We start from the raw sequence: 17,723 nt of genomic DNA, 5'->3' as shown, positions 1-17,723 counted from the left end.
AAGCTTTTTGGAATGAGTTGCAGGTTTTTGTCACGAAATGCAGCAACGGTCCAGAACAATTAGTTCAGGACCGTTGTATCTGCCATCAGTGTTACCTGACAGCAAAACATTCCCTCCGACTCATAGAAATCGCATCTGCCATTATATTTTCTTGCTATCTCTCTGATTATTGAGGTCCCCAGACCATGCTGTTTTTTATCAGCCTTTGTGGTCGTAAGCCTTGGATTACTATCCATAACAGAATGATCTATTGAATTTTTTATCAAAAACGTATATGTATCCGTTTCTCGGTCGATCTTCAGATACAGAAATTTATTTGCGTCGTCGGCTATTTCCTTGCATGCCGTTATAGCATTCTCCAACGTGTTGCTCAACAGATCGCAAAGGTCAGTTCCCTTTATTCCCTCAAAATCTGAAACTGTTATACATGATATTTTTATCCCCAAGGAAGAAGCCATCGTAAGCTTTGCGTTAACGATAGCATTTACAATATTATTTTTCGTTTTAACATAGGACTCCGACTTCTCGATAAGGTCAAAGCTTTCTGAGATAAATTTTCTCGTTTCATCTATTTTTTGGACTTTCAACAGTTCATTGACCGTTTCATATTTGTCTTTTATATCATGCCTTAGTTTTCTCATGGCGTCATATTGCGACTCGGCATTTCCGATAAACTGCTCAAGATACTGCTCTCTTAGTTTGACTATCTCCATTTCCTTGAGCTTCCGATTCTTTTTTATCAAAGAATTTATTATCCAGAATATAAGTATATTAAGAACAAAGACAAGCATATATGACAGATTTATATACAGCCTATGGCCATCGTCTGCCGAAAGGGACAGTTCATGTATTACCATAACGAGGAAAAACGAAATAATAAGCACTGCAATTATCGTAACCCAATCTGAAGCCGTATAATCATCTGTATGTTTAAAGGCCATCAGTATTAATCTAAATACAATGAATATAGAGATCTGGATCATTATAAGCGTCACAGATCTAAGCAAGCTTTGTTCGACCACAAGCTTCCTGAGGGATATTTTAAAAAATGACGATACAGCATTTAGTTCCAATGACGTTATCAACAAGATCGCAACCTGCGAGAGGGATATGGAAAGAAATTTCTTTACTGCATTGTCACTAAAAAAGCAAAACGCAAAAACAAGCAGACTTGCCCAGTACAAAGCACTTCCAAAGCCCTCAAATACAGTGAAATAATTAAAAGCAGTGACCAGACAGCCTTCACAAACGGCAAATATAACAGCCCATATCTTAGCCCTTTCATAAGATCTTGGCGTAAGAAATTTATATATAAACCATGTTTCCAGACCGCCCTGATAAAAGTTTATCAAGATCTCAAATATCGTCCACAATGTAATAGTCATCACTTTCTCCTCAGATATTCAGTCAAAGCGTCGTCAACTGCATTCTTATATCCTCGGCTCATGGGAAGCTCTGAACCGCTTTTGAAGATCACTGTTTCATTTGAACGGCTTATGTTAAAAACATATTTCAGATTGACGATATATTTTTTATGCACCCGTATAAAATCAAATTTACGATAAGCTTCTTCTATCTCGCCAATGCTATCTCTGACTGCAATAGTATCCTTATTATTTGCAAAATGATATATGATGCTGTGGCTATTGCTCTCTATATAAGTTACATCTCGAAGCTTTACAGAGATCCTTCCCTGCTCCCTATTCTCCAAAACCACTGTCTTTTCCTGCTTCAGTGCGTCCGTCAACTGTCCTGCTACCATATGGAGCCTATCCTTCATAACATCAGCGTCAGGATCTTTGCAGATAAAATTCAGCGGTCTGAAATTAAAGCTGCCATAAACCAGTTCCTGATGACTTGTCACAAAGATCACAAAGCAATTACCATTCTGACCTAGCTGCCGCGCGACTTCAAAACCGGTCATTTCAGGCATATCAAGGTCAAGAAATATAGCCGCAAAAGGCTTTTTACCATGGCAGTAAAAAAAGCTCTCAGCTTTGGTAAACGTTTCTATTTCAGCCTTGACCGACCTTGATTCAAGTTCATTTGCCAGCATAGATTTAAAAAACTGAAGAAAAACAGCATTATCATCACAAACTGCGATCCGCATTTTTTCACGTCCTTTTATAACATAGTCTATGTACGATTTTATATTACCATAATTATACCGTAAGGTCAAGCCATAAGGCGTTTCACAGCTCCCTGCGTCAAGACCACACCCGGTGGCAAACAAAAAAGGGCTGTTCTAACAGCCCTTCAGTCTGCCGCAAAAGTGTAAGACCAACGTCCCACTTATTTAGGACTTTTCCAACTTATTTCGTTTTGGATCCCTACACCTTAGGCTTTTTCATAGTAAGCGAAATACGCTTTTTCTTCAGGTCAACGTTAAGTACCCAAACCTTAACTACCTCACCGACCTTTACGACCTCAAGAGGGTGCTTTATATATCTGTCGCACATCTGAGAAATGTGTACAAGTCCGTCCTCATGAACACCGATATCAACGAACGCTCCGAAGTCTATAACGTTTCTTACAGTGCCCATAAGCTCCATGCCCGGTTTCAGGTCTTTAAGCTCCATGATGTCGCCGCTTCTCATAAGCGGTGGAGGAAGCTCGTCACGAGGGTCACGACCCGGCTTTTCAAGCTCCCCTACTATGTCCTTTAACGTCGGAGCACCAATGCCGATATCTGTGGCAAGCTTCTTCATGCCCATTGCATTGACTTTCTCAGCTATCTGCTTTACATCGCCCATGTCCGCAAGGCTCAGCCCGCACCTGTCAATAAGCGCCTGTGCTGCCTTGTATGACTCAGGGTGAACAGCCGTGTTATCCAGCGGATTTTTTCCGCCACGCACTCTCAAAAAGCCTGCGCACTGCTCAAATGCCTTTGCTCCAAGCTTTGGCACTTTCATAAGCTGCTTTCTCTCTGTGAAAGCACCGTTTTCCTCACGGTAGGAAACAATATTCTTTGCAACTGTCATATTTATGCCCGATATGTATGACAACAATGAGTATGAAGCCGTATTAAGGTCAACGCCTACTGAGTTTACGCAGTCCTCAACAACGCCCTTTAAAGCCTCGTCCATTCTCGCCTTTGGCATATCATGCTGATACTGTCCAACACCTATTGCCTTTGGGTCTATCTTTACAAGCTCTGCAAGAGGGTCCTGCAAACGGCGTGCTATTGATACTGCCGAACGAAGTGAAACGTCATACTCAGGAAACTCCTCAGCCGCAAGCTTGGAAGCGGAGTAAACGGAAGCGCCTGCCTCAGACACCACCATGTAAGAAACTTTCTGCGGAATTTCTTTGATAAGCTCCGCTGTGAACTGCTCCGTTTCTCTTGAAGCTGTGCCATTGCCTATGGAGATAGTCGTAACGCCATATTTCTTTATAAAGCCCGTCAGAATACGCTTAGCACGCTCTGTATCCTTTCTTGGCGGAGTAATGTAGATTATCGCAGTGTCAAGCACCTTGCCCGTAGCGTCCACTACAGCGGTCTTACAACCGTGAGCATATCCTGGGTCAAGACCAAGGGTAACAGTGTCTTTAACAGGCGGCTGCATAAGAAGCTGTCTGAGATTTGAGGAGAACACCTTTATTGCCCCCTCCTGAGCGTTTGCCGAAAGCTCCGCCCTTATCTCACGCTCTATGGACGGATAAATAAGTCTTTTATAGCCGTCCTCACAAGCAGCCGTAACAAGCTGTCCGCACTCTGACTTATTTTTCACATATCTTGACACGCAGGCTCTCTCCCCTGCGCCCTCTGGGACATTCACTGATACTTTCAGAACGCCCTCTTTTTCGCCTCTATCCAAAGCCAAAACTCTGTGACCTGCTATCTTTCCCACAGCCTCGGCATAGTCGTAATAATTCTCATACACCGACTCGGCATTCTCGTCAGACGCTTTTGAGCTTATCACGCCTATCTGCGAAAACAGCGTTCTTATGTATTTTCTCAGGTCAGCGTCATCAGAGATATCCTCTGCGATTATGTCCATTGCACCCTGCAAAGCTTCGTCCGCAGACTTTACGCCCTTGTCCTCGTTGATAAATTTTGACCCCTCGACCTGCGGGTCGCATTTCTTATCCTGGGTCAGGATAAGTTCAGCCAGTGGTTCAAGCCCCTTTTCTCTTGCCACCGAAGCCCTTGTTTTACGTTTCGGCTTGAAAGGTCTGTAGATATCCTCCACCTCCACAAGGGTCTTTGCATTTTCGATAGCAGACATTATCTCGTCTGTCATTTTCTCCTGCTCAGTGATAGAAGAGATTATCTCGCCTTTACGTTTTTCGAGATTTCTCAGGTAAGTGAGCCTGTCAGCGATCTCTCTAAGCACCTGATCGTCCAACGAGCCTGTAAGCTCTTTTCTGTATCGTGCAATAAACGGTATAGTTTTATCGTCATCAAGGAGTGCAACAGTGTTGTCTATCTGCTCCTGTCTGAGCTTAAATTCTTCCGCAAGGGTCTTGTTAATGTCCATGTTTTTACCAATCCTTTTTATTACTTTTTGCGTATTATCACATATAATATTATAGCACATTTTTGATAAAAACGCAACGAAAATGCGGTCGAAAACCGAAACAAAGATATTATATAATACATATAGGATCAATCAGAAAATTAATAAAAGCAGACAAAAATGCACTTGAAAAAAGGGCATAGATATGATATCATAGAAGAATAAAACAGTATTCAGGAGTGTTTATATGCTAAATCAGTTTTCAAGAACCGAGCTTTTATTCGGCAAAGAAGCAATGGAAAAGCTCAGCAACAGCAGGGTTGCGATTTTCGGCATAGGCGGTGTAGGCGGATATGCAGTTGAAGCCCTTGCACGAAGCGGTGTAGGCGAGCTTGACCTTATAGATGATGACAAAGTGTGTCTGACCAACATCAATCGTCAGATAATTGCCACAAGAAAAACAGTAGGAAAATACAAGGTAGACGTGGCGGAGGAGCGTGTTCACGACATCTGCCCTGACATAAAGGTAAACACATACAAGTGTTTTTATATGCCTGACACAGCGGATCAGTTTGATTTTACTCAGTATGATTACATTATCGATGCCATTGACACTGTTACAGGCAAGCTGGAGATAATAAAGCGAGCAGACGTCGCAGGAGTACCTGTTATATCCTCAATGGGTGCAGGCAACAAGCTTGACCCTACAGCATTCCGTGTGGCGGACATTTATCAGACAAAGGTCTGCCCACTTGCAAAAGTCATGCGACGAGAGCTTAAAAAGGCAGGCATAAAGTCGCTTAAAGTTGTTTACTCAGAGGAACAGCCTATCAGACCGATAGAAGATATGGCTATTTCATGCCGTCAGGACTGTATTTGTCCTCCTGGTACGGCAAGAAAATGCACAGTGCGCCGTGATATTCCAGGCTCAACGGCATTTGTTCCGTCAGTGGTGGGGCTTATCGTTGCAGGAGAAGTTATTAAAGATCTGGCTAAGAAATAATACAAACAAGGGACGAACCATTGATCAGCTGTGGTATAATGGTTTTGGAATTTGGTCGGGTGATCTGCTCGACAAATCGGAATTTAATGTAGTAGGTGAAAATATGAACGCTGATTTCAGAATAAACGGAAAAGTGATAGAAACAGAAAGGCTCATTCTTAGACCATTCAGACAAACCGATTTGGAAGATTTTTATGAATATGCGTCCGTCGAAGGCGTTGGTGAGATGGCAGGCTGGAAACACCATGAAAGTATTGCCGAATCTCAGAGTATTATGAATTCATTTATCAGCAATGATAAAGTATTTGCAATTTGCTTGAAGGAAAACAATAAAGTAATCGGTACTGTTGGCATAGAAAAGTATGGGTTAGAAGATGCTTTAACAGAATTCAAGGATTACTACGGCAGAGAATTAGGTTATGTTTTGAGTAAAGACTATTGGGGAAACGGGCTTGTACCCGAAGCTGTAAATGCAGTAATAGATTATTTGTTCAATGAATTGGATTATGATTTTCTGCTTTGCGGTTATTATAACTTTAATGAACGCTCTAAAAGAGTTCAGGAAAAATGCGGCTTTAAACCATATCGTTCTTTGGCTATGACAACACAAATGGGAACAAAAGAACAAGGTACTTTAATGTTGTTGATGAATTCAAAGAAAAATATCAAATTGGTTTTTTCTCATCGGGAAACTTTAATCTTCGAATAAACGTTAAATTCCAATTTATCGAGCAGATTATTTATCGCAGCACTCATAACGTGTGCTGTGTTTTTTTAGACAAACAGTGCTTTCGTACACTTACATCAAAGTAAGCATACGGAAGCCCTACTTCCATACATATATAAACTACTCTTGTAGTTAAGCCGAGAAAAGGCATAAATAAACGATTAAAGGCGAACATTACACTCTAACTGCTTTCGTTGACACAAAAACATATATACAAAAAAGAGCCATAGCAAAAGCTACAGCTCTCTGGCTCCCCCTGTTGGACTCGAACCAACGACCCTTCGGTTAACAGCCGAATGCTCTACCGACTGAGCTAAGGAGGAATATGACTAAACAGAGAAGAATATTATCTTCTCTGTTTAGTAAGGTGTCGGCAGCACCCTATCTTACCGGGACGTTACCATCCAAGTATTTTCGGCGAAGAAGAGCTTAACTACTGTGTTCGGCATGGGAACAGGTGTGACCTCAACTCAAACGCCACCGACTAAGTGAAGAGGAACGAATCCTCAAAATTGAATAATGAAAAAGCTGTTGGTTAAAAGGAGTAGTCATAACCAATAAGGTTAAGCCCTCGACCGATTAGTACTCGCTAGCTAAACACGTCACCGTGCTTACACTTTGAGCCTATCAACCTTGTAGTCTTCAAGGGGTCTTACTCTGTAAACAGAAGGGATATCTTATCTTAAGGGCGGCTTCACGCTTAGATGCCTTCAGCGTTTATCCGTTCCGCACATAGCTGCCCAGCTGTGCCACTGGCGTGACAACTGGTGCACCAGAGGTGCGTCCATCCCGGTCCTCTCGTACTAGGGACAGCTCCTTGCAAATATCCTACGCCCACGACAGATAGGGACCGAACTGTCTCACGACGTTCTGAACCCAGCTCGCGTACCGCTTTAATTGGCGAACAGCCAAACCCTTGGGACCGAATTCAGCCCCAGGATGCGATGAGCCGACATCGAGGTGCCAAACCTCCCCGTCGATGTGGACTCTTGGGGGAGATCAGCCTGTTATCCCCAGGGTAGCTTTTATCCGTTGAGCGACGGCATTTCCATTCACATACCGCCGGATCACTAACTCCAACTTTCGTTACTGCTCGAACCGTCATTCTCGCAGTTAGGCTCGCTTTTGCGTTTACACTCTGACGCATGGTTTCCATCCATGCAGAGCGAACCTTTGAGCGCCTCCGTTACTCTTTAGGAGGCGACCGCCCCAGTCAAACTGCCCACCTAACAATGTCCCCCGACTTGCTTCAAAGCCGCAGGTTAGAATTCCAGCACTCCAAGAGTGGTATCCCAAGGTCGACTCCACACAAGCTGACGCCTGTGCTTCCCAGTCTCCCACCTATCCTGTACGTGAAATACCGAAATCCAATATTAGGCTACAGTAAAGCTCCATGGGGTCTTTCCGTCTAGTCGCGGGTAACCGGCATCTTCACCGGTACTACAATTTCGCCGGGCGGGTTGTTGAGACAGTGCCCAGATCGTTACACCTTTCGTGCGGGTCAGAACTTACCTGACAAGGAATTTCGCTACCTTAGGACCGTTATAGTTACGGCCGCCGTTTACCGGGGCTTCAATTCAATGCTCTCACATCTCCTCTTAACCTTCCGGCACCGGGCAGGTGTCAGCCCCTATACGTCATCTTTCGATTTAGCAGAGACCTGTGTTTTTGCTAAACAGTCGCCTGGGCCTATTCTCTGCGGCTCAATCACTTGAGCACCCCTTATCCCTAAGTTACGGGGTCAACTTGCCGAGTTCCTTAACAACCCTTCTCCCGTTGGCCTTAGAATCTTCTTCCTATCTACCTGTGTCGGTTTGCGGTACGGGCACCTAAGATATTCATACAGCTTTTCTTGTCTCTTTCCATGATGACTTCTCTACTCATTTTCGATCCCTTACGACCGGGTCAACCATCGCCCGGCAACATCACTTCTAAAGCGTCCCTGTACTTAAATCTTTCGGTGGCTACGGAATTTCAACCGTATGTGCATCGGCTACGCGTCTCCGCCTCGCCTTAGCCCCCGGCTTACCCTGAGCGGACGAACCTTCCTCAGGAAACCTTAGATTTTCGGCCATTATGATTCTCACATAATTCTCGCTACTCATTCCGGCATTCTCACTCGAATAAAGTCCACCAGCGCTTCCGCTCTGACTTCACCCCTTATTCGACGCTCTCCTACCACTCTAAATTACTTTAGAATCCCAAGCTTCGGTACATTGTTTAGCCCCGTTGAATTTTCGGCGCAGGGTCACTCGACCAGTGAGCTATTACGCACTCTTTTAATGAGTGGCTGCTTCTAAGCCAACATCCTGGTTGTTTATGCAACCCCACATCCTTTTCCACTTAACAATGTTTAGGGACCTTAGCTGTGGGTCTGGGCTGTTTCCCTTTTGACAATGAGACTTATCTCACATTGTCTGACTCCCGTGAATCAATTATCTGGCATTCTTAGTTTGATAGGGTTCAGTAATCTTTCGACCCCTAGCCCATTCAGTGCTTTACCTCCAGTAATCTTTCACGAGGCTAGCCCTAAAGCTATTTCGGAGAGAACCAGCTATATCCGAGTTCGATTGGAATTTCTCCGCTATCCACACCTCATCACCGGCCTTTTCAACGGACGTGTGTTCGGCCCTCCATGGAGTTTTACCTCCACTTCAGCCTGGACATGGATAGGTCACTCGGTTTCGGGTCTATTGCATACGACTTTTTCGCCCTATTCAGACTTGCTCTCGCTTCGGCTCCGTGCCTTAAGCACTTAACCTTGCCGCATACAATAACTCGCCGGACCATTCTACAAAAGGTACCCGATCACACTTTGACGTGCTCTCGGTGCTTGTAAGCATAGGGTTTCAGGTTCTTTTTCACTCCCCTCCCGGGGTTCTTTTCACCGTTCCTTCACAGTACTATTCGCTATCGGTCATTAGGTAGTATTTAGGCTTGGAGGATGGTCCCCCCATCTTCCCACGGGGTTTCACGTGTCCCGCGGTACTTTGGATACAGCTCGCTGACTTTCTCTTTCGCTTACGTGACTCTCACACTCTTCGGTACGTTTTCCCACACGTTTCAACTAGAAATTATCAATGCTAAATGCTGTCCGAAACCCCATAAGTATTGCTACCTATGGTTTAGCCTCTTCCGCTTTCGCTCGCCACTACTCACAGAATCTCGGTTGATTTCTTTTCCTCGCCCTACTTAGATGTTTCAGTTCAGGCGGTTCCCCTCATATACCTATTTGATTCAGTATATGATGTATGTGCATACACATACGGATTGCTCCATTCGGAAATCTGCGGATCAATTCATACTTGCTGATCCCCGCAGCTTATCGCAGCTTATCACGTCCTTCATCGGCTCCTAATGCCAAGGCATTCTCCCTACGCTCTTCTTAGCTTAACCATTTTTGAATTATGTCTAATCCTCTTAATTTTTATGCTAATTGCAGGTTTTTTACCCGACTTTAACTTTCGTTATTGTCGTTCATTTTTCCTCATTTGCATTACTTTTGCTTTTCATTATTCAATTTTCAAGTTTCGTTCCTTGCAAGATCTCTCTTGCTGGTGGGCACAAGTGGACTCGAACCACCGACCTCACGCTTATCAGGCGTGCGCTCTAACCACCTGAGCTATGCGCCCATTATGCTTTACATAACGGCACTCAAGCTGTTCGTCTTCCTTCGTCCCTTGGTGGAGATGAGGAGAATCGAACTCCTGACCCCCTGCTTGCAAAGCAGGTGCTCTCCCAGCTGAGCTACACCCCCATATGCAGGGACTAGGTACTCCATTGTGCTGTTTTAAAGATACTGTTTCCAGCATCCTCAAAATTGAACAAAAACTACTTTCTTAAACCTTTGCTGACCGGAGAATTTGTTTATGAGAAGTTTTTTTACTTCTCCGTTCTCCATAGAAAGGAGGTGATCCAGCCGCACCTTCCGATACGGCTACCTTGTTACGACTTCACCCCAGTCATCAATCCCACCTTCGACTGCGTCCTCCTTGCGGTTAGACTACAGGCTTCGGGTGTTACCGACTCCCATGGCGTGACGGGCGGTGTGTACAAGGCCCGGGAACGTATTCACCGCAGCATGCTGATCTGCGATTACTAGCAATTCCGACTTCATGTAGGCGGGTTGCAGCCTACAATCCGAACTAAGACTGCTTTTAGGGGTTCGCTCCACCTCGCGGCTTTGCTTCCCTCTGTTGACAGCCATTGTAGTACGTGTGAGGCCCAGGTCATAAGGGGCATGATGATTTGACGTCATCCCCACCTTCCTCCGTTTTGTCAACGGCAGTCCTGCTAGAGTGCTCTTGCGTAGCAACTAACAGTAAGGGTTGCGCTCGTTGCGGGACTTAACCCAACATCTCACGACACGAGCTGACGACAACCATGCACCACCTGTCTATATGTCTCCGAAGAGATTTCACTCATCTCTGAGCTATGCATACGATGTCAAGACCTGGTAAGGTTCTTCGCGTTGCTTCGAATTAATCCACATACTCCACTGCTTGTGCGGGCCCCCGTCAATTCCTTTGAGTTTCAACCTTGCGGTCGTACTCCCCAGGTGGATTACTTATTGCGTTTGCTGCGGCACGGAAGGGGTCAGTCCCCCCACACCTAGTAATCATCGTTTACGGCGTGGACTACCAGGGTATCTAATCCTGTTTGCTCCCCACGCTTTCGAGCCTCAGCGTCAGTTAAAGCCCAGTAAGCCGCCTTCGCCACTGATGTTCCTCCTAATATCTACGCATTTCACCGCTACACTAGGAATTCCGCTTACCTCTACTTCACTCAAGAACCACAGTTTCAAATGCAGTTTATGGGTTAAGCCCATAGTTTTCACATCTGACTTGCGATCCCGCCTACGCTCCCTTTACACCCAGTAATTCCGGACAACGCTCGCTCCCTACGTATTACCGCGGCTGCTGGCACGTAGTTAGCCGGAGCTTCCTCCTCAGGTACCGTCTTTTTTCGTCCCTGAAGACAGAGGTTTACAATCCTAAAACCTTCTTCCCTCACGCGGCATCGCTGCATCAGAGTTTCCTCCATTGTGCAATATTCCCCACTGCTGCCTCCCGTAGGAGTCTGGGCCGTGTCTCAGTCCCAATGTGGCCGATCAACCTCTCAGTCCGGCTACTGATCGTCGCCTTGGTAAGCCGTTACCTTACCAACTAGCTAATCAGACGCGAGCTCATCTTTCAGCGATAAATCTTTGATAATCAAATCATGCGGTTCAATTATGTTATGCGGTATTAACGATCGTTTCCAATCGGTATCCCCCTCTGAAAGGCAGATTGCTCACGTGTTACTCACCCGTCCGCCACTAGATCAGAAAAGCAAGCTCCTCTTCTCTCGTTCGACTTGCATGTGTTAAGCGTGCCGCCAGCGTTCGTCCTGAGCCAGGATCAAACTCTTAATCAAAGTTGTATATCAAAAGCATCTCTGCTCTTGTTATCCTGTTTCAGTTCACTTCACTGAACGTACATTTCTTTTACGTCTTTATGTTAGACCTTTAATTCTTTTTCTCAAAAGAATCTCTCAAGGGTTTCGTACTATTCGTCTTTGTTCAATTTTCAAGATGCTGTTTCGTTACACTCTTTTGTGTCGTGCAACTTTTACATTATATCACACTTTTTATCTTTTGTCAACCCCTTTTCTGAAGTTTTTTCAAAAAAGTTTTTTGACTTTCGATCTTTTCGTGTTTTCTAATGTGCTGTCTTAAATCAGCTTATCTATTATATCATATTAGCTAAGCTTTGTCAAGACTTTTCTTTGTGAATTCTTTATGAATTCGTTTGAACTCTTTTGTTGAGTTCTTTTTGAGCTACTCCTTCGGTCTCTGCTGTTCTCCCGAACCTTTTACCTTCGTTTCGCTTCTTCCTTTATCGCTCTCTCTCGAGGCGACTTGTTTATTTTATCACTTTTATGCCATTTTGTCAACCCCTTTTTTCGCTTTCTGCTTTTTTTACACTTTATTTCCCTTTTCTTATCTCTTTTTGTCCATTTTGCTTTGCTCTTTTGTTCTTTTGATACAAAAAGTGACAACTGAGCGTCGCTCAGTTGTCACTTTGCTCGGTGTTTCCTCTATTTTGTGTTAATGATTTACTCGGTATGGCTCCGCCATTCCTCACTTCTCATTCCTCATTAATCTTACCGTTTCCGCCATTAATTCTGCAGCTTTCTGCTTTTTCTCCAATGTCACTGCAAAATACGGCTTATCTCCGTCAAAAAACCTGATCCTATTCTTATAAGCTCCATACAACGCTTGTATCTGCTCCACCTCTGCGGTTTTAACAAAGAACAGCACCTTATCACCTCTTTGTGTTATTTCTTTTATGCCAAGCTTTGAAGCAGTATTTCTCGTAAGTGCAACGTTCACCAATCCCAGCACTGATTTCGGTGGGTCACCGTATCTATCTATAAGCTCGTCGATAACGTCCCTGGAATCCTCCTCATTGCCTATGGAAGCTATCTTCCTATAGCAGTCTATCCTCTGTGACAGATTTTCTATATAATGGTCAGGTATAAATGCGTCTATGGATATATCCACCAAACAATCCTCAGGTGACGGTGGCAGAGCCTCGCCCTTTTGTTCAGCTATAGCCTCATTTAGAAGTCGCAGATACATATCATATCCCACAGCTTCCATATGTCCATGCTGTTTACCGCTGAGTATCGAGCCTGCACCTCTTATCTCAAGGTCACGCAACGCTATCCTGAAGCCTGAACCGAACTGCGTGAACTCTCTTATTGCGTCTAGCCTTTTTGCCGCTACCTCCGTGAGTACCTTGCCACGTCTGAAAGTGAAGTACGCAAAAGCACGGCGGTTTGATCTTCCCACACGTCCACGGAGCTGATAAAGCTGTGAAAGTCCCAATCTGTCAGCGTCCTCTATTATAAGTGTATTTACATTCGGCACGTCAACACCCGTTTCGATTATGGTGGTGCAGACAAGGATATCTATTTCTCTGTCGCAAAGCTGCCGCCATATTTCCGACAACTCCTCCTCGGGCATTTGTCCGTGTGCGAACGCTATCCTTGCGTCAGGTAGCATTTCCTGAAGCTTATTTGCGGTCATCATGATAGTTTCCACCCTGTTGTGGATATAATACACCTGACCGCCACGTCGCAGCTCCTTGCTTATGGCCTGCGCTATAACGCCCATATTATGCTCTATAACATAGGTCTGAACAGGGTGTCTGTCCATAGGTGGCTCCTCTATGACCGACATATCTCTGATACCGCTCATTGCCATGTTAAGCGTTCTTGGTATCGGGGTAGCCGAAAGTGTAAGCACATCAACGCCCTTGAAAGTTTCCTTGAACTTTTCCTTATGGGCAACACCAAAACGCTGTTCCTCGTCTATGATAACAAGACCCAAGTCCTTGAACTTAACGTCTTTCTGCACAAGCCTGTGCGTGCCTATGATAAGGTCGATAGTGCCACGGTTCAGCTCTCTTATTATCTGCTGTTGCTCCTTTGGTTTTCTAAACCTCGACAAAAGCTCCACCTTCACGGGGAAATGCTCAAATCTTTTTATCGCCGTCTGATAATGCTGCCATGCAAGAACAGTTGTTGGCACAAGTATAGCCACCTGCTTGTTATCGAGCATACACTTGAACGCCGCACGGAGAGCCACCTCCGTTTTGCCGAAGCCCACATCTCCGCAAAGAAGTCTGTCCATTGGGGACGGCTTTTCCATATCCGTCTTTATCTCCTGTATAGATCTTAACTGATCGTCGGTTTCCTGATAGTCGAAACGCTCCTCAAAATCCGCCTGCCAATCGTTGTCAGGGGAAAAAGCAAAACCCTTTGCCATTTGTCTTTGAGCATAAAGCTTTGTAAGCTCCTCCGCCATATCCTTTACGGCAGACTTTACCTTGTTTCGTGTCTTAGTCCACTCCATAGAGTTGAGCTTATTAAGCTTCACTGCCCCGTCATCTCTAGGACCTATATATCTTGACACAAGGTCAAGCTGAGTAACAGGCACATAAAGCACGTCCGTACCTGCATATTTTATGGTGATATAATCCTTTGTTACACCGTTCGTTTCTATATTTTTTATTCCTGAAAATCTGCCTATTCCGTACATAGCGTGAACAACAAGATCGCCTGTCTGTATATCCGACAGGCTTTTTATCTCTTCTCCTGCCTTGTGATGGGATTTACGCTTCTTTGCACTCATGGCTTTCATCTGAGTGATAGCCGCACAGCCTATGTCAGGATAATCAAAGCCACCTGACAGACAGCCCGTGCGCAGGTATACTTTACCCTTTATTATCTCGCTGTCCTCAGTGAGGATCTCCGCAGAGATGCCAGCATCATTAAGGTCTTTATTTATAATAGGAAGCGTCTTTTCCGAGCCTGCCAGCACAACAGTACAATACCCCTGAGAGCAGAGATTTTTCAGTTCTTCTTCAAGATTGATGATATTACCGCCCCAAGCCGCCGTTTGTCGGCAGTCGGTATTGATAAGCTTTTTGAACTTCACACCGTTATTTGAACGCATAAAACTGTCAAGAAACACCGACTTCATTTGTGTTATTTTTAGTTCCGCTTGTGGTATATCAAGATAAAAGCCCTCCAACTTTCTGAAAAGTATGCCGTCCTCATAAAGAAGCTTCATATCCTCTGAAAGCTGAGCAAGAGCCGCCTTGCCCTTTTCGATACAGTTCGTATACTCCGACACAAGGCAAACACCGCTCTCAAAGTAATCAAACACTGTTGTGAGTTTGTCATAGCACACAGTATAATACTTATCAAGATTTGTGAGCGTGATACCGCTCTGAGCCGTTTCTATATCCCTTGAAATATTCGTTCTTATCTTATCGGTACGGCTTCCACGGACAGACTTCGACAAGGCTTCAAGCTTTGCCACAAGGTCATCAGTGTCAGGGAAAATTATCTCCAAGGCAGGGAAAACCGTTATCTCGTCTATAGGGTCGGTACGTCTTTGGCTTTCGGGGTCAAAATATGATATAGAGTCAACCTCGTCGCCCCAAAGCTCTATTCTCACAGGGCGTGACTCCTGCACAGGAAATATATCGGCGATAGAGCCTCTCACAGAAAACTGCGCCTGACCCTCCACCTGATCTGTTCTTGTATAACCGCCTGCAAGAAGCTTGCTTGTAAGCTCCTCAAGACTCAGTTCGCCCCCTGTTTTTATCTCAAAGGAAAACTCTTTCAGCTTATCCTGCGGAATAGTTCCCTGCAAGCAAGCTTCCATACTTGCGGCGATTATCTTGCACTTGCCCTGAGTGATGAGAGAAAGAGCCTCCAGCCTTTTATGCTCATATTCTCTTGAAACGCCCTCCATGTATGCAAAGTTCAGATCCTTTGCAGGAAAAACGCAGGCAAGCTGTTCCCCAGCCATTTCGTTTATATCCCCTGTCATTCTAATGGCTGACGCTTCATCGTCGCATATAACAAGGCAAGGGGAAAGCCTGCTTAGAGCCATTGCGGTCTGAGCCTTGTGTATATTTGAAACGCCCGTGACCGCACAAGGGGTAAACCCTTTGAGCAGGCAGTTTTTCACATCTTTATAAAAGCCAAGACGGCTCGCCATTTCGTAAAAAATATTCATCTTGCTGTTCTCCGAAAAAATATGCTTAATTGAACTTGTTCATAGCCTCGTTTATCTTGCCCTGCACCATAAGCTCCACAGCCTCGCAGGTGTTTTTATCCACATCAGAAAGCTTTTTCATTTCCTCGTCAGTGAATCTTGAAAGCACCCAGTCAGCCAAGTTGTAATCAGGGTGAGGCTTTTTGCCCACGCCTATTTTTACCCTTGGGAAATCCTGACCGCCGCACAGTGCAATAATGCTTTTTATGCCGTTATGACCGCCAGCCGAACCATTTCTGCATATCCTCATTTTGCCCACGTCAAGTGAAATATCGTCATAGACCACGACAACATTTTCAAGCGGTATATCATAAAAATCCATAGCGTCGCTGACAGCCTCACCGCTATTGTTCATGAAAGTTTCAGGCTTCATGACAAGACAGCTTTTTCCGCCTATAACGGCACGTCCCACAAGAGCCTTGAACTTATGCGTATTCACCGTAAATCCGTATTTCTTTTCCATAGCCGCCACCGCCAGAAAGCCTGCGTTATGGCGTGTATTCTCATAAGCCACACCGGGGTTTCCAAGACCCACGATAATATACTCAGGCTTGCCCATAGCCGTTTCCCTCTCGGCAGACAATTTCTTTAATTTCTCAAATATATCCATTGTAAATTCTCCTATCTTTTATAATATGTCAGCCCCGACAGCTTATTCTATCCACGCACAATAACCCCGTCTTTATGCAAGACGGGGTATAAACAAAAGCCGACATTTTACTGTCGGCTTTATTATAGCATAATTTTTTCAGGATTGCAAGGGAGAATTGCTTATATCTTTATTTAGCTGTCTTTTCTTTATAAAAAGCCATATTGAACCTACAATTATTATAATTGGAATAATATAATAACAATAATGTGCAACGCCCCAAACATAATTTTCATTCTGCACAACGTGTCTTGCACTAAGATCCCAATTAAAAATAGCAACGGTTATCACCGTAAAAATCGTTGATATTATGATACCTATAGGCTTTTTTCGAATAGCTTTTATTACCGCTATCAAAGAAAATAAGCATATAGCAGCAATTAGACCTGCATAAATCCAACCAGCATACTCATTTTTCCAAAAGTTTTCCCCGACAGCAACGTATATTCTTGCATAATCAACAAGGCTTACATTTTTTACATCTGCACAAGTCAAGCTAAGACCTTTATATACTTCTGTATCAGCAAACCTATCAAGCCTTTCAGCATATTCGTCAGTAGCTGTAGTAAAAGGCAATACAAGCAACAAAATCATCATTATTGTGCCTATCAAAGTTATAACATATGGTATAAACAGTTTGTTTTTTTCTTTCATAATAAACCCTCAATTTTTCGTTCTGAACTTTTTATGATATTGATTGTGATACTTCAAGTAATTTCTTTGATATTTTTGCAGACGCATCAATATAATACGCTGTTTCTGCATCGTTCATTTCTTCTGATTCAAGTTTACTGAACTTTTCCATTGTTTCAGAATATTTTTTCATATAATCCGTGTAATCATTAAGCATAGATATAGCGTCATTAGAATTATTGTATTTTTTCATAAATTCAGCATACTCATCAAAAAATTCAACATAACTATCAATGGCTTCCTTGAACTCAGGTCTTATTAAATCTGTTTTTTCAGACTTACTATCCTTTTCCTCATCAGACCCAATTTTCAAATCATTCTTATCATCTGTTGCCTTGCTTTCAATATCATCTTCTGATTTGGAAATTATACTGTTGTCAAAACTATCTGTAATATTTTCATCTGCAAAATACGAATTATTTGAACTCTCAGAATTATTCTTGTTATCATCTTTGTCTGTAATTAGAACTATCAAAGCCGCTAAGATAGCCAACCCAATAATGATAATTATAATGCCTCCACAGCCAATGCCTTTTTTCTCTTTTTTTCTCATGATTATTATACCTCCGCACTTT

Annotated in this window: 10 protein-coding genes, 3 tRNA genes and 3 rRNA genes; 3 read left to right on the top strand and 13 right to left on the bottom strand. The window is 43.9% G+C overall.

Annotation, left to right across the window (positions count from 1 at the left end):
- Positions 1-59: 59 nt before the first annotated feature.
- Positions 60-941, bottom strand: coding sequence for a sensor histidine kinase (locus RBI_RS00740; protein ID WP_158455018.1), 882 nt, complete (start codon positions 939-941; stop codon positions 60-62).
- A gap of 19 nt (positions 942-960) precedes the next feature.
- Between RBI_RS00740 and RBI_RS14860 the strand changes: the two genes are divergently transcribed.
- Positions 961-1,218 (top strand): hypothetical protein, encoded by a 258-nt coding sequence (locus tag RBI_RS14860; RefSeq protein ID WP_147343129.1) that lies wholly within the window; start codon positions 961-963, stop codon positions 1,216-1,218.
- Between the two features lie 166 nt (positions 1,219-1,384).
- On the opposite strand, the gene RBI_RS00735 is transcribed toward RBI_RS14860, so the two are convergent.
- Positions 1,385-2,110, bottom strand: a complete 726-nt coding sequence (locus RBI_RS00735; protein WP_038670309.1) for a LytR/AlgR family response regulator transcription factor — start codon at positions 2,108-2,110, stop codon at positions 1,385-1,387.
- 220 nt (positions 2,111-2,330) lie between these two features.
- The gene (locus RBI_RS00730) at positions 2,331-4,481 is read right to left on the bottom strand and encodes a Tex family protein (protein WP_038670307.1); all 2,151 of its coding nucleotides are present in this window, start codon (positions 4,479-4,481) and stop codon (positions 2,331-2,333) included.
- Between the two features lie 226 nt (positions 4,482-4,707).
- Between RBI_RS00730 and RBI_RS00725 the strand changes: the two genes are divergently transcribed.
- Together RBI_RS00725 and RBI_RS00720 are read left to right on the top strand one after the other, a co-directional pair.
- Positions 4,708-5,463 carry a tRNA threonylcarbamoyladenosine dehydratase gene (locus RBI_RS00725; protein WP_022287125.1) on the top strand — a complete coding sequence of 252 codons (756 nt, stop codon included), beginning with the start codon at positions 4,708-4,710 and terminating at the stop codon, positions 5,461-5,463.
- Entirely contained in the window at positions 5,426-6,172 is a 747-nt protein-coding gene (locus RBI_RS00720; protein WP_242843650.1) for a GNAT family N-acetyltransferase, read from the top strand. Before RBI_RS00725 ends, RBI_RS00720 begins: the two co-directional genes overlap by 38 nt.
- A 265-nt stretch (positions 6,173-6,437) precedes the next feature.
- On the opposite strand, the gene RBI_RS00715 is transcribed toward RBI_RS00720, so the two are convergent.
- From RBI_RS00715 to RBI_RS00665, 10 genes are all read right to left on the bottom strand, one after another.
- A tRNA-Asn gene (locus RBI_RS00715) sits at positions 6,438-6,513 on the bottom strand.
- A gap of 45 nt (positions 6,514-6,558) precedes the next feature.
- A 5S ribosomal RNA gene (rrf, locus tag RBI_RS00710) occupies positions 6,559-6,675 on the bottom strand.
- A gap of 74 nt (positions 6,676-6,749) precedes the next feature.
- A 23S ribosomal RNA gene (locus RBI_RS00705) occupies positions 6,750-9,586 on the bottom strand.
- Between the two features lie 159 nt (positions 9,587-9,745).
- Positions 9,746-9,822: transfer RNA gene (locus tag RBI_RS00700), tRNA-Ile, on the bottom strand.
- A gap of 49 nt (positions 9,823-9,871) precedes the next feature.
- A tRNA-Ala gene (locus RBI_RS00695) sits at positions 9,872-9,947 on the bottom strand.
- A gap of 146 nt (positions 9,948-10,093) precedes the next feature.
- Positions 10,094-11,605: ribosomal RNA gene (locus tag RBI_RS00690) — 16S ribosomal RNA — on the bottom strand.
- The 16S, 23S and 5S rRNA genes sit together here with 3 tRNA genes alongside, the layout of an rRNA operon.
- Before the next feature lie 706 nt (positions 11,606-12,311).
- Positions 12,312-15,767: a transcription-repair coupling factor gene (mfd, locus tag RBI_RS00680; protein WP_038670302.1), complete on the bottom strand. Its 3,456-nt coding sequence runs from the start codon at positions 15,765-15,767 to the stop codon at positions 12,312-12,314.
- Between the two features lie 25 nt (positions 15,768-15,792).
- Positions 15,793-16,416, bottom strand: a complete 624-nt coding sequence (gene pth, locus RBI_RS00675; RefSeq protein WP_038670301.1) for an aminoacyl-tRNA hydrolase — start codon at positions 16,414-16,416, stop codon at positions 15,793-15,795.
- 138 nt (positions 16,417-16,554) lie between these two features.
- Positions 16,555-17,109, bottom strand: coding sequence for a hypothetical protein (locus tag RBI_RS00670; protein WP_038670298.1), 555 nt, complete (start codon positions 17,107-17,109; stop codon positions 16,555-16,557).
- Between the two features lie 31 nt (positions 17,110-17,140).
- Entirely contained in the window at positions 17,141-17,701 is a 561-nt protein-coding gene (locus RBI_RS00665; protein WP_038670297.1) for a DUF6591 domain-containing protein, read from the bottom strand.
- Between the last annotated feature and the right edge of the window lie 22 nt (positions 17,702-17,723).

It is taken from the genome of Ruminococcus bicirculans (ex Wegman et al. 2014), from assembly GCF_000723465.1.
Taxonomy (GTDB): Bacteria; Bacillota; Clostridia; order Oscillospirales; family Ruminococcaceae; genus Hominimerdicola; species Hominimerdicola aceti.
Note: the sequence above shows the minus strand (reverse complement) of the source record. Positions and strands in the feature narration are given on the sequence as shown.